The organism is Micromonospora sp. DT228, assembly GCF_049841595.1.
GTDB lineage: Bacteria > Actinomycetota > Actinomycetes > Mycobacteriales > Micromonosporaceae > Micromonospora.
This window is the reverse complement of record NZ_JBNCKO010000019.1, coordinates 22,483-35,093: the sequence shown is the minus strand read 5'-3', so window position 1 is coordinate 35,093 and position 12,611 is coordinate 22,483. Positions and strand designations below refer to the sequence as shown.

Here is a 12,611-nt window from a genome sequence, read left to right as displayed (position 1 = left end):
GCCCGCTGGCGACCTTCGAAGGAGCGTGCGTTGACCGACCAGACCGGCCTGGAGCAGGAGATCGCCGCCGAGCAACGACACCTCGACCGGGTGTACGCCCGACTGGCCGAACTGCGGCGCTCGGCGGTCCGCGCCGAGCGCGACGGCTACCGGATCGCCCGGGTGGGCACGCACGGCTCGTTGGTCGAGCGCGACGCGATGGTCTTCCACGCGGCGCAGCGGCGGCACGTCCTGGACGCTGAGTACGAGGGGTTGGTCTTCGGCCGGCTGGACCTGCGGGACCGGCAGGTGCTGCACGTGGGGCGACTCGGGATCCGCGACGAGGACGCCAGCACGCTCGTCGTGGACTGGCGGGCACCGGCCGCCGCCGCCTTCTACCAGGCCACGCCGGCGCAGCCGCTGGACGTGGTGCGTCGCCGCACGATCCAGTCCCGTGCCGAGCGGGTCACCCGGATCGAGGACGACCTGCTGGACCCGACGGCCGCCCCGGAGGGGATGACTGTCGTCGGCGACGGCGCCCTGCTGGCCACCCTGTCCAAGGCGACCGGCCGGGGCATGCGGGACATCGTGGCGACCATCCAACGGGAGCAGGACGAGGCGATCCGTTCGCCCGGCTCCGGGGTGACGATCGTCGCGGGCGGCCCGGGCACCGGCAAGACCGCTGTCGCCCTGCACCGGGCGGCGTTCCTGCTCTACTCCGACCGCAGCCGGTACGCCGGTGGCGGCATCCTGGTGGTCGGCCCGTCGGGGGTCTTCGTCGAGTACATCGCCTCGGTGCTGCCCTCGCTCGGTGAGGACACCGCCACCCTGCACTCGCTCGGCACCCTCTTTTCGGGGATGACCGCCACCCGCACCGACCCGCCCGAGGTGGCGGCCGTGAAGGGCTCGCTGCGGATGCGCCGGGTGCTGGAACGCGCGGTCCGCGACGCGGCGCCGGGTGGCCCGAATGAGCTGCGGATGCTCTACCGGGGCACGCTGCTGCGGCTGGACCGGGCCGGCCTGGACCGGATCCGGGACCGCGCGCTGCACCGCGGCGCCCGCCGCAACGAGGTGCGCCGGGCCGGCTTCGACGGCGTGTTCGCCGCGCTCTGGGCGCAGGCCCGCGAGGTGGGCATCCGCCTGCCGGAGCAGCGGACCTTCGAGGCGGAGATCGCCGAGCGGTCGGAGTTCCGCGAGTTTCTCAAGGCGTGGTGGCCTCGGCTGCACCCGCGGCACGTGCTCGGTTGGCTGGCCCGGCCGGACCGGCTGCGGCGGTACGCCGGCGGGATCCTCTCCGGCGCGGAGATCCGGCTGCTCAGCGCCGCGTACCGGAGCCTGGACTCGGACGGGTTGACGATCGCCGACATCGCGCTGCTCGACGAGTTGGACGCCCTGCTTGGCAAGCCGGCGCAGCCGGCCAAGGCCCGTCGCGACCCGTTCCAACTCGCTGGCGGCGTACGCGAACTGAGCACCGCCAGCGACCGTCAGCGGGCGGCCCGGGCGGCGGCCCGGGAGCGGCCGGAGGACTACCGGGAGTACGCGCACGTGGTGGTCGACGAGGCACAGGACGTCTCGCCGATGCAGTGGCGGATGGTCGGACGGCGGGGCCGCCTGGCCTCCTGGACGGTGGTGGGTGACCCTGCGCAGACCGCGTGGACGGGTGATCCGGAGGAGCTGAACCAGGCCCGGGACCAGGCGCTGGGCCGGCGTAAGCGACACGACTTCACCCTCACCACCAACTACCGCAACTCGTCGGAGATCTTCGCGGTGGCGGCGGCGGAGATCCGCCGGCTCTACCCCGACCTGCCGCTGCCGACCGCCGTGCGCTCCACCGGGGTCGACCCGGTCGAGCTGGTGGTGCCCGCGACCGGGTTGGAGACCGCCGTCGTGAAGGCGGCCGCCGGACTCCTGACCGAGGTGGAGGGCACGGTCGGCGTGATCACGCCGGTCCCCCGCCGCGACGAGGTCGCCGGCTGGCTCGACGCGCTCGGCGCGCCGCGCCTCCAGGTGGTGACCAGCCTGGAGGCCAAGGGCATGGAGTACGACGGTGTCGTGCTTGTCGCCCCGAGCGAGATCCGGGCGGATCCGGGTGCGGGGGTACGCACCCTGTACGTGGCGCTCTCCCGGGCCACGCAACGACTTACCACGATCGATCCGACCGGCTGATCCGGTGCACCGTGCCGGGCGGGCCAGCGGTCTACGCCACACTTGCATACATAGCGATGTGAGCATACATTTGACCCGGCCCCAACCGGCGGCGGAAGGTGGATCTCGTGGGCGCAGGTCATGACCACCACCATGGGTCGGTCGCCAATGCCGCACACCAGCACAGGGGCCGGCTCTGGGCGGCGTTCGGGCTGCTCGCCACCCTGATGGTGGTCGAGGCGGTGGCCGCCCTGCGCACCGGCTCACTCGCCCTGCTCTCCGACGCCGGGCACATGTTCACCGACGTGCTCGGCATCGGGATGGCGCTCGCCGCGATCACCGCGACCCGGCGGGCCACCACCGACCCGCAGCGCACCTTCGGGCTCTACCGACTCGAGGTGCTCGCCGCGCTCGCCAACGCCGTCCTGCTCTCCGGCGTCGCGATCTACGTGGTGATCGAGGCGATCCGCCGCTTCGGCGACCCGCACCAGGTCGTCGCCGGCCCGATGCTCGCGGTGGCCGTGCTCGGCCTGCTCGCGAACATCGCCGCCTTCGCCCTGCTCCGCGCCGGAGCCCGGGAGAGCATCAACCTGCAGGGGGCCTACCTGGAGGTGCTCGGCGACCTGCTCGGCTCGCTCGGCGTCATCGGCGCGGCGCTGCTCATCACCGTCACCGACTGGTGGTGGGCCGACCCACTCGTCGCGGTCGCCATCGGCGCGTTCATTCTGCCGCGCACCTGGCGGCTGGCCCGCGCCGCCGTCCGGATCCTGGTGCAGGCCGCCCCGGAACACCTCCAGGTGACCGCCGTGCACGACCGGTTGGCCGCGGTCCCCGGGGTGGTCGAGGTGCACGACCTGCACGTCTGGACGCTCACCTCGGGCATGGAGGTGGCCTCGGCGCACCTGACCATGGCACCCGGCGCGGAGGTCGGCACGGTGCTCACCGCGGCGCGTACCGCTCTGCACGACGACTTCCGGATCGAACACGCGACGTTGCAGATCGAGCCCGGCGCCGCCCCCGGCGCCTGCGGCTCGATCGAGTGGTGACAGCTTTCTCGTGACGACGCACGCACCGTCTGTCACATCGGCTGCAGCAGCCCCACCGGCACCGGTAGGCTCGGTCCCGGCCTCCACCAGGCGGCGCCCTCCAGGCGCCGGTGACGGTCGCCGCCTAATCGCCCAACCGGGCGAACCGGGGAACCACGTTCCTGGGGTGCATCCGCGTCAGCGGTAGGGATCTTCCGTCCCGAACCCGTCAGCTAACCCGGTCGGCGGCTGACGGAAGGACATGCGCAGTGGCACCAGCACGACCACCCGCCGCCCGACTGGCGGCCCTGATCGTCGCGATGTTCGCCCTCGGCGTCGCGCTCCCGGCCGGCACCGCCTCGGCCGCTCCCCCGACCGGCCAGCGGGCCGCCGCCGCACCCGACTCCGACGAGGAGGGCGGCACCCCCTCGCTACGCGCCCAACTCGAGGCCGCCAGCAAGGGCTACCTGGACGCGAAACGCGCTCTGGACACCTCCGTCAAGCGGCAGCAGCAGCTCGCCACCCAGCTCAAGGAGATCGAGGTCGAGCTTGCCCAGCGCGACGGCAAGGTCGGCCAGATCGCCGGCGTGGCGTACCGCACCGGGCGGCTCGGCGTGGTGTCGGCGCTGCTCAACAGCAGCAGCCCGGAGGGCTTCATGGACCGGGCCGCCGCGCTGGACGCGGTGGCCGCCAACGAGGACCGGGTGCTGCGCGACCTGCTCGCCACCAAGGACCAGGCCAGTCGTACCCGGGCCGCCCTGAACGGCGAGATCGTCGAACAACGCAAGCAGGTCACGGTGATGGCCAAGCGCAAGGACCAGGCCGAACGGGCCCTGACCGTGGCCAACACCCCCAAGCCGCGGACCACCGCCGACACCGGCTCCAACCGGGGCACCTCCAGCGTCAACGCGAAGGCCGCGCCGCGCAACTCCGACGGCTCGTGGCCATCCGAGTCGTGCAGCGTCAACGACCCCACACCCGCCAACGGCTGCATCACCCCGCGCACCCTGCACGCGCTCAACCAGGCCAAGGCCGCGGGCTTCACCAGGTACGTCTCCTGTCACCGTCCCAGCGGCTCCGGTGAACACCCCAAGGGCCGGGCCTGCGACTTCGCCGCGCAGACGAGCGGCTTCGGCGGCAACGCCACCGGCGGCGACAAGACGTACGGCAACAACCTGGCCGCGTACTTCATCCGCAACGCCGACCAGCTCGCCGTGCTGTACGTGATCTGGTACCGGCAGATCTGGCTGCCCAGCAGCGGGTGGAAGTCGTACAGCGGCGCGGGTGGCACCCCGTCCACCGACCACACAAACCACGTGCACCTGTCGGTCTACTGACCCAGCCGACGGGTGACCCGGCCCGAGCCGGGGTTGATCCACTCGCCATCGTCGACTCCGGGGTATTCGGACCACGGGTTACCCCGGAGTCGGCGGCGTCGTGTTGATCGTGGCGTCGGGTGACGTCGTCGCCCGGGCGGGCTACGTTGCCGGGCCGGCTACGTCGCCGGGCGGGCTACATCGCCGGGCGGGCTACATCGCCGGGCGGGCTACATCGCCGGGCGGGCTACGTTGCCGGGCGTACCCCTGATGTCGTCGGCGGTCGGACGACCCGGCCCGGGTCGGCGGGCAGCATCGCGGTATGCGTCGGATTTCTCCCACCGCCCGCAAGGGACTCCTCACCCTGCACCTGGTCACGTCGCTCGGCTGGCTCGGCGCCGACCTGGTGCTCCTCACCCTCGGCGTCGCCGTGCAGCGTGGCGCCGACCCGGCGGTGGTCTACCCGGTCACGGCGCTGGTCGGCACGCTGCTGTTCGCGCCGCTGAGCGTTGTGGTCTGGCTGATCGGGGTCGCCAGCGCGCTGCTCACCCCGTGGGGCCTGTGGCGCTATCGCTGGGTGCTGGCCAAGCTCGTGCTCACCACGGTGATGCTCGGGCTGGTGCTGTTCCTGCTCACGCCGAATCTGCGGCACGCCGGTGCGGTGGGCGCCGCCCTCCCCGCCCGGGACCGCGTCGACCTGGTGATCGCACCCGCGGTGTCGACGAGCCTGATGATCATCGCGACGGTGCTGTCCACGTACAAGCCGTGGGGCCGACGCCCCGTCGCCCAGCCCGCCCGCACCCCCACCCCGTAACCGCACCCCGTAACCCCCATCCCCGCTCCGCGATCTTGCACTTCCTGCCCCGACATAAGGGGTATAACAACCCATGTCGACGACCGAAACTGCAAGATCGGCGCGATCTTCTCGCTTCACACCCGGGCGGCGGGCGCGGGCGGGCGCTCAGGCCGGGGGTGGTGCGTCGCCGGTGCGGTCGAGGGCTGGGCCGAGGCGGGCGGCGAGCGCCAGGTGAGCGGCTCGCGCCTGGCGAAACGCGTACCGGAACAGCGGCGTCGGCGCGGTCAGGGTGATCTCGACGTCGATCCGGACCAGGCCGTCGGGCTCGGCGCGCAGTCGGGTGTGGTTGCGTACCGTGGTGGCGGGCCACTGGCGGGCCACCATGACGATCTCGTCGGGCTCGCTGATCAGCACGTCCGCGTGGTACGTGGTCCGGAAGCGCAGTGGGCCGGCCACCAGTCTGTCGTTGATCGTGTAGCTGGCCCGGGCGCCGGGTCGGGGCGGCAGTTGGCGGACCCGGACGATGAGCGGATGCAGCTCGCCCTGTCGGGTCAGGTCACTGAGCATCGCCGCGGCCTCGGCCTGCGAGCACCGGGCCTGGACGGTGTAGCTGAAGGTATCGCTGCTGAGCACACGTCTCCCACCGTCGCTTGTCGCACGATCGTCCCGTACCGATGTCCGGCTGGCAACGCCCGACGGCCGCCGATGCCAGGACGAACCCCGGCCGATGAGATGTCGCATCGCCAGTTGTCGCATTAGGGTCGGTTAGTGAGGAATCATCCGACCGGGTGGAAGGGCGGCAGCATGAGCGGCGACGACGGATGAGCGGGCACGTGATGGTCTTCGCGCCCACCCCGCAGCTCACGGTCACCGTGGACCAGCCGAACGACCACCCCGAGCTGCATCTGCACCCCGGCGGGCAGGGTGTCTGGCAGGCCCGGATGGCGATGTCGCTGGGTGTGGACGTGGTGCTCTGCGCGGCTCTCGGCGGCGAGATCGGCCAGGTGCTGGAGCCGCTCCTGGTCAGCGAGGGCGTGGACCTCAAGGTGGTGGTCCGCGACTCCGCTAGCGGCGGGTACGTGCACGACCGCCGGGACGGCTCGCGGCAGGAGATCGCCGACGTGCCCGGGCAGCCGTTGAGCCGGCACGAGCTGGACGAGCTGTACAACCTGGCTCTCGGCGAGGGCCTCCGGGCCGCGGTGAGCATCCTCAGTGGGCCGAACGAGCCGTGGCTGGTCCCGGCCGACCTGTACCGGCGCTTCGCCGCCGACCTCGCCGCCAACGGCGGCCGGGTGGTGGTCGACCTCTCCGGCGACCACCTCGGCGCGGTGCTGCAGAGCGGCGTGTTCTTCCTCAAGGTGAGCCACGAGGAGCTGATCCGCGACGGCCGCGCCCGCAGCGACGACAGCCTGGAGCTGACCCGGGCCATGTACGACCTGCACGCCGCCGGCGCGGAGACGGTGGTGGTGAGCCGGGCCGACCAGCCGGCGCTGGCGCTCATCGACGGGGAGCTGTTCGAGGTCGAGATGCCCCGGTTGGAGGCCGCCGATCCGCGTGGCGCGGGCGATTCGATGACCGCCGGGGTGGCCGCCGTCGTGGCCCGCGGCGGGGACATCCGGACCGCCATCCGCACCGGCGCGGCCGCCGGCGCGATGAACGTGACCCGGCACGGCCTGGGCACCGGACGACTGGACTCGATCACCGGCCTGGTCGACCGGGTCCGGCTGGTGCCGGCGGACAGCCGGCCACAGGAACGGACCACCCCGGACGAGTTGGCCGACCGGGTGGTCGAACGATGACGTTGCGGGTGCTGATCACCAACGACGACGGGATCGCCGCACCCGGCATCCAGGCACTGGCCTGGGCGGCGGCACAGCGGGGTATGGACGTGGTGGTCGCCGCGCCGCTGGAGGAGGCGAGCGGCACCAGCGCCGCGATGAGCGCCGTGGAGCGCGACGGGCGGGTCGTCGTGAACGAGCACCCGCTGCCGGACCTGCCGGGAGTGCCGGCGTACGGGGTGGGGGGCTCCCCCGGTTTCATCACCCTGATCGCGTTGCACGGCGCGTTCGGCCCACCGCCGTCGGTGGTGCTCTCTGGCATCAACCGGGGTGCCAACGCGGGCCGGGCCGTGCTGCACTCCGGGACTGTGGGTGCCGCGTTCACCGCCGCCACGAACGGTTGCCGGGCGATGGCGGTCTCCCTCGACGTGCTCTCCGCCGGTGAGGCGACGGCAGCCAGCGGTGGCGCCGCGGTGGACGCCGCCGCCCGGGTACGCGACGCCGAACGGCACTGGAGCACCGCCGCGCGGGTCGCCCTGGACCTGCTCCCCCGGTTGACCTCCGGGCCGATGGAGAGCGTACTCAACGTGAACGCCCCGGACCTGCCGCACGGGCGGCTGCGCGGGGTGCGACACGGCACGCTTGCCAGCTTCGGTCAGGTGCAGATGACGGTGGCCGAGTCCGGCCACGGCTTCGTCCGTACGTCACTCGAGGAGCCGGGGCAGGCCGCGCAGCCCGGCACGGACGTGGCGTTGCTGGCCGCCGGGTACGCGTCGGTGACGGCCATCCGAGCAGTCACCGAGGCGACGGACATCGACCTGACCGGACTGGACGACCAGCCCTGACCATGCTGCCTGGTGGCGCTCAGGCGCCGGGCAGCACCTCGGGGGTGGCAGCGCCGGCGAAGTAGGGCTCCGGGGCGCCGAACAGGCCGAGCAGGCCGGTCACCCAGAGCTGCCGGTGCACGAACCGGCTCGGCTCGGTGACCACCAGCTTGACGTCGCTGACCTCGGCCGTCTGGAAGCCGGCAACCATGGCGCTGATGCCCACGGAGTCGATGAAGGTGACAAGCCTCATATTCAGCTCGATGCGGAGCGGCCGGCCCTTGGCCAGCACCTCCGCGATCGCCTCGCGCACCTCGTACGCTGTGTCGACGTCGATCTCGCCCCGCGGGGCGATCTCCACGACTCCACCGGACAAAACCGACTTCACGATCGACAGGCTCACGCGAGCACCTCCACCCGCCCGTCCCCCGGGCGCCTCATCAGTACGCGGGCCGCGACCGAGAGTATTCCTCTGACGGCCTCGGTCGCCACCCCTCGGGATGAGCAATTCACGGATCCGACCCCACAAAGGCACCCATATCCGTACTTTTGAGTATCTGATTGCTCAAGACTTTTTGTTATTTGACCTCCGACGACCGGTCCGGACCGAGCGCCGCGAACCAGGGTAGCGGCCTGGGCCCGACGCGCCCGACAACCGACCCCGACCGACGGCCCGCCCCGCGCCACCGGCGTGTCGCCTGCGGACACCCGCCAGACCCGGTCCCCCGTTGCCGGCGCCACCCAGGGCCTGTGTCAAAGCCTTCGGTCGAGCCGAGGCGGAGTCCAGGCGGCGATCCGGCAAGGCGGAGATTCGTCCGGATACCGGTGTTGTATCCGGACGAATCTCCAACGCGGCCGGTCGTCGTCTGGGCCCGCCGCAGGCCGGCCAGGAGCTTTGACACAGGCCCTAGCATCGGGCCGGGAGACCCCCCGCAACGGAGAGGACCTTCGATGATCAAGCGACTTGCCGGTCTGGCCGGCGTCGGCGTTCTGCTCGCTCTCGTACTGGCCTGCGGTTTCGGCGGTGGGGACGACGATGACGACGATGACGACGACTTCGCTCGCGGCGTCGCCGTGGTGGGGGTGCGCTGAGCTCCCGGCGGCGCGACGGAGCCGGCCGGGTTTGCGCCCGGGCGGCCCTGGGCACTGGCGGGGTAGGCGAACCGTGACGCGCTGAACAGACGCCGAAGTCCGAAGTGGCCGGCGGCTTCGGCACCCGAGGAGGTAACCACGATGTTCGGAACCAACGTGCTGGACCGCCGCAGCAAACCGGAGCGGATTGCGGACCATGCCTGGGAGCACCTGCTCTCCGCCGTCAACTCGGCCGGAGACAGCGTGCGGGACACCGCCCGCTCGGCCCGTCGCAACAGCGGCGACCTCGCCGACGGCGCGGGTGACCTGGTGGGCTCCGCCGCCGAGGAGGCGCGACGTCGCGCCTCGCTGGCTCTCGACGCGCTCGCCGGCCGGCAGCCGGCGCTGCCCTGGACCCTGCTGATCGGCGCCGCGCTTGTCGGCGCCGCCGTCGGCTGGGCCGTCGGCTCCGCCGCGCGGGCCGCCGGCAGCCGGGACGACCACGCCCTCGACGACGTGGAGTTCGTCGACGTGGACCGGCCCAACTCTCCGGCGGTCTGACCGCCCGAACGACGCAGGGCCGCATTCGACCTCGATCGAGTGCGGCCCTGCGTCGTTCGCGTCTCACGTGTCGATCATGGAGTTGTGGTGGGAGACAAAAGGCGCAAGCACCTTTCTCCCCCCACCACGGCTCTATGATCGACGTTGTCGGGCGGGGCGAGGGGCCGGGCGGGGCGAGGGGGGACCGGTCCGCCGGGTGCCGGACCCCTCAGGCAGCCCGACGGACCGGTGTTCGGGTGGTGATCCGGCCCGGATCACCAGGTCAGCGACTCAGGCAGGTGATGGTGGCCGGCGGCGCGTTGCTGCCGGTCCACGAGCCGAGGAAGCCGGCAGTGGTGGTGGCCCCGGCACCGAGCGCGCCGTTCCAGCCGCTGTCGCGAACCGAGACGACAGCCCCGGCCTGGGTGTGTGTCCCGCCCCAGAATTGGGTGATCTGCTGCCCGTTGGGGAAGGTCCAGCCGAGCGTCCAACCGGCGATGGACACGCTGCCGGCATTGCGGACCACCAGCTCCGCCTGGAAGCCACCCGACCACGAACCGGTGACGCGATAGGTCGCCGTACACCCACTCGCCGGCGGCGGCGTCGTGGGAGGGGGTGTGGTCGGCGGCGGCGTGGTCGGAGGAGGCGTCGTGGGCGGCGGTGTGGTCGGCGGCGGTGTCGTCGGAGGAGGCGTCGTCGGAGGAGGTCCATCGGCCCGATCGGCGACCAGGATGCCGCGCCCGTTGGAGCCGAGGTACACCCGGCCGTAGACGCGGGGGTCACCGGTCAACGCCTCGGCCGGGTTGCCGTACTGGTGGCGGTCGTCGTTGATGCGTACCCACGTCGCGCCGGCGTCGTCGGAGCGGTGCACGCCGGGCTGACCGTTCACCGTGCCGTACAGGAAGACGGCGGGGTTGGTCCGCCCGGGCGCCGCCTTGCCGAAGCCGACGTTGCCGGAGGCGCTGACGCCGTCCAGCGTGGTGAAGCTGGCGCCGGAGTCGGTGGATCGCCACAGGCCGCCGGGCCCGGCCAGCCACAACTCGCCGGAACGGCCGGGCAGCGCCTTGAACCGGACGTCGGTGGCGGGCAGACCGGTCGCCGCTGTGGCGGTGAAACTCGCCCCACCGTTGGTGCTGAGGTAGAACCGCCCGCCGCTGAAGCCGTAGAACCGGTTGGGGTCGACCCGGTCGGACTCGATCGTCGCGTTGGCGGGGATGCCGGCCGAGGGCGCCCACGAGTTGCCGAAGCCCACCGAGTAGACCACCCGTTGACCGGCGTCGCCTGGCGCCCAGACGAACCGGCTGCCGTCGGCCGCGGCGGCGACCGTGCCGCCGGTGTTGACCCCGGACGGTTCGGTGCCCTGGAACCAGGTGGCCCCACCGTCGGTGGAGAACGCGACATGGCTGTCGTTGGGCCGGTCGGAGTCGGTGAAGCTACCGGCCCGCACCAGTACGGCCGGCTTGCTCTCGGCATAGTCCAGGCTGGTGGTGGTGGTGAATACCGGCTGGGTGAACAGCATGGGCGGAATGGCGTCCAGGTCGGTGTGCCGGAAGCCACCGACGTCACCGAGCGCGCTGATCAGCGGTGCGCCGCTGGGCGGGCTGACCAGGTCGAGCACCGCCGTCTCCTCCAGCCCGCGGACCATCGGACGGATGGTGAACTGGCTGCCGGTGTCCCACTTGGTGAGGTCGGTGGTGCCGTAGATGGTGGCCCCGGTGCCGTACATCATCCGGTTGGAGTCGTGCGGATCGATCTCCACCGACTCGTTCATCCAGCCGAGCTTGGGCGAGGCCTCCGGGGGCGCCGGGTTGACGCCGAAGGTCAGCCAGGGCACCGAGCTGATGTCCATGGTGTAGCGGCGGGACCGCTCGGGATAGCTGGTGAAGTCCCAGATTCGGGTCCAGGTCGCCCCGCCGTCGGTGCTGCGGAAGAAGATCGCGTCCGGCCACCAGGAGACCTGGGTGGCCACCATCAGCGTGTTGGGGTGCTGTCGGTCGATGGTCAGGCCGCTGTAGCCGAAGTAGTCGTCGGCGCTGGTGGAGGGCACCGGGCTGATCCGGGTCCAGGCTCCGGTCGACCGGGTGAACTTCCAGACGTCGCCCTTGCCGCCGTCGTACGGGCCACCGGTGTCGCTGGTGGCGATGTAGAGGTGGCCGCCGACCGGGTCGACGACACCCTTGTGCGCCAGGTAGCCGGTGGGCTGGCCGGGGATGCGCGACCAGCTCACGCCCCCGTCGGTGCTGCGGTAGACCGGATTCTCCTTGTCCGCCACGCCCACGTAGATGGTCTGCGTCGTGGATCCGGCGGTGCCGGTGCTCTTGTCGAAGCTGACCCAGGTCAGGCCCTGGTTCTGCCCGTTGTAACCGTTCGGGTCGCTGGGGTCGGCCCGGTAGTTGCCGACGTTCGGGAAGGCGGTGACCCTGGCCCAGCTCGCCCCGTGGTCGGTGCTGCGCCAGAGCCCGTTGCCGCCCTCGGCGCCGTAGTAGACGATGCTGTTCCGGTTGGGGTCGACGGCCAGCCGCTCGCCCATCCCTCGGCCCGGCATGTTGCCGCCGTTCTTGAACGGCAACTCGGTGGTCTGCCAGGTGGCGCCCTTGTCGGTCGAGCGCAGGATCGCGCCGTTGTTGGGGTCCCAGCCGTTTGTGTACATGCCGACCGCCGCGTACACCCGGTTGGTCTGCACCGGGTCGGTGGCGATGCTGACCACGCCGTTGTAACCCCAGCGGTCGGCGCCGACCCAGTCGAGCAGCGGCGTCCACGACTGGCTGGCCTGTTCCCAGCGGTACGCCCCACCGATGTCGGTGCGCGCGTAGATCAGGTTTTTCTCGGTGGGGTTGAAGACGATGCCGGGCACGAAGCCGCCGCCACCCACCGGGACGTTGCGCCAGGTGTACGCCTCCGCCGCGGTCGGGGCGGAGGCCGACCCGGCGGGGGTGAGCGGGACCACCACGACGGCTGTGGCGGCTGCCAGCACGGTCACGACCGTGCTGGCGAGACTTCTGGGCATCTGTGGTTCCTCTCGGGAGGCAACCCCGGGGGACGGGGTTGGTCACCTGGCGACGCCGTGGCCCGGGGGACGGGCACAACGACGGGACGGACGGAGCTGCCCTGGCTCCCACCACCCGACGCGACGGCTC

At 71.9% G+C, this 12,611-nt stretch carries 11 protein-coding genes and 1 riboswitch; of the genes, 8 read left to right on the top strand and 3 right to left on the bottom strand.

What is annotated here, in order from left to right; genetic code table 11:
- The first annotated feature begins 30 nt into the window (after positions 1 to 30).
- From ACLQ29_RS29205 to ACLQ29_RS29190, 4 genes are all read left to right on the top strand, one after another.
- Positions 31 to 2,145: a HelD family protein gene (locus ACLQ29_RS29205; protein WP_425774635.1), complete on the top strand. Its 2,115-nt coding sequence runs from the start codon at positions 31 to 33 to the stop codon at positions 2,143 to 2,145.
- A gap of 107 nt (positions 2,146 to 2,252) precedes the next feature.
- Positions 2,253 to 3,170, top strand: coding sequence for a cation diffusion facilitator family transporter (locus ACLQ29_RS29200; RefSeq protein WP_425774634.1), 918 nt, complete (start codon positions 2,253 to 2,255; stop codon positions 3,168 to 3,170).
- Between the two features lie 111 nt (positions 3,171 to 3,281).
- Positions 3,282 to 3,413: riboswitch (cyclic di-AMP (ydaO/yuaA leader) on the top strand.
- A 5-nt stretch (positions 3,414 to 3,418) separates the two neighbouring features.
- Positions 3,419 to 4,486: a coiled-coil domain-containing protein gene (locus ACLQ29_RS29195; RefSeq protein ID WP_425774633.1), complete on the top strand. Its 1,068-nt coding sequence runs from the start codon at positions 3,419 to 3,421 to the stop codon at positions 4,484 to 4,486.
- Between the two features lie 301 nt (positions 4,487 to 4,787).
- Positions 4,788 to 5,279, top strand: a complete 492-nt coding sequence (locus ACLQ29_RS29190) for a hypothetical protein (protein WP_425774632.1) — start codon at positions 4,788 to 4,790, stop codon at positions 5,277 to 5,279.
- Positions 5,280 to 5,426: 147 nt separating this feature from the next.
- On the opposite strand, the gene ACLQ29_RS29185 is transcribed toward ACLQ29_RS29190, so the two are convergent.
- Positions 5,427 to 5,894, bottom strand: a complete 468-nt coding sequence (locus ACLQ29_RS29185; protein ID WP_425774631.1) for an SRPBCC family protein — start codon at positions 5,892 to 5,894, stop codon at positions 5,427 to 5,429.
- A 188-nt stretch (positions 5,895 to 6,082) separates the two neighbouring features.
- Here ACLQ29_RS29185 and ACLQ29_RS29180 point away from each other — a divergent pair, with 188 nt between their 5' ends.
- Positions 6,083 to 7,060 (top strand): 1-phosphofructokinase family hexose kinase, encoded by a 978-nt coding sequence (locus ACLQ29_RS29180; protein ID WP_425774630.1) that lies wholly within the window; start codon positions 6,083 to 6,085, stop codon positions 7,058 to 7,060.
- Positions 7,057 to 7,884, top strand: a complete 828-nt coding sequence (surE, locus tag ACLQ29_RS29175) for a 5'/3'-nucleotidase SurE (RefSeq protein WP_425774629.1) — start codon at positions 7,057 to 7,059, stop codon at positions 7,882 to 7,884. The genes ACLQ29_RS29180 and surE overlap by 4 nt, the downstream gene beginning before the upstream one ends.
- Positions 7,885 to 7,903: 19 nt before the next feature.
- On the opposite strand, the gene ACLQ29_RS29170 is transcribed toward surE, so the two are convergent.
- Positions 7,904 to 8,266, bottom strand: a complete 363-nt coding sequence (locus tag ACLQ29_RS29170) for an STAS domain-containing protein (protein WP_030330302.1) — start codon at positions 8,264 to 8,266, stop codon at positions 7,904 to 7,906.
- 548 nt (positions 8,267 to 8,814) lie between these two features.
- Between ACLQ29_RS29170 and ACLQ29_RS29165 the strand changes: the two genes are divergently transcribed.
- Positions 8,815 to 8,955, top strand: a complete 141-nt coding sequence (locus tag ACLQ29_RS29165) for a hypothetical protein (protein ID WP_393364072.1) — start codon at positions 8,815 to 8,817, stop codon at positions 8,953 to 8,955.
- A 141-nt stretch (positions 8,956 to 9,096) separates the two neighbouring features.
- Positions 9,097 to 9,495: a hypothetical protein gene (locus ACLQ29_RS29160; RefSeq protein ID WP_393364075.1), complete on the top strand. Its 399-nt coding sequence runs from the start codon at positions 9,097 to 9,099 to the stop codon at positions 9,493 to 9,495.
- Between the two features lie 262 nt (positions 9,496 to 9,757).
- On the opposite strand, the gene ACLQ29_RS29155 is transcribed toward ACLQ29_RS29160, so the two are convergent.
- Positions 9,758 to 12,481 carry a cellulose binding domain-containing protein gene (locus ACLQ29_RS29155; RefSeq protein ID WP_425774628.1) on the bottom strand — a complete coding sequence of 908 codons (2,724 nt, stop codon included), beginning with the start codon at positions 12,479 to 12,481 and terminating at the stop codon, positions 9,758 to 9,760.
- Positions 12,482 to 12,611: the final 130 nt, after the last annotated feature.

Excerpts from the sequence above, each read along its gene's own strand:
- ACLQ29_RS29190 (WP_425774632.1), top strand. The coding sequence starts at position 4,788 with ATGCGTCGGATTTCTCCCACCGCCCGCAAGGGACTCCTCACCCTGCAC.
- ACLQ29_RS29180 (WP_425774630.1), top strand. The coding sequence starts at position 6,083 with ATGAGCGGGCACGTGATGGTCTTCGCGCCCACCCCGCAGCTCACGGTC.
- surE (WP_425774629.1), top strand. The coding sequence starts at position 7,057 with ATGACGTTGCGGGTGCTGATCACCAACGACGACGGGATCGCCGCACCC.
- ACLQ29_RS29165 (WP_393364072.1), top strand. The coding sequence starts at position 8,815 with ATGATCAAGCGACTTGCCGGTCTGGCCGGCGTCGGCGTTCTGCTCGCT.
- ACLQ29_RS29160 (WP_393364075.1), top strand. The coding sequence starts at position 9,097 with ATGTTCGGAACCAACGTGCTGGACCGCCGCAGCAAACCGGAGCGGATT.
- ACLQ29_RS29155 (WP_425774628.1), bottom strand. The coding sequence starts at position 12,481 with ATGCCCAGAAGTCTCGCCAGCACGGTCGTGACCGTGCTGGCAGCCGCC.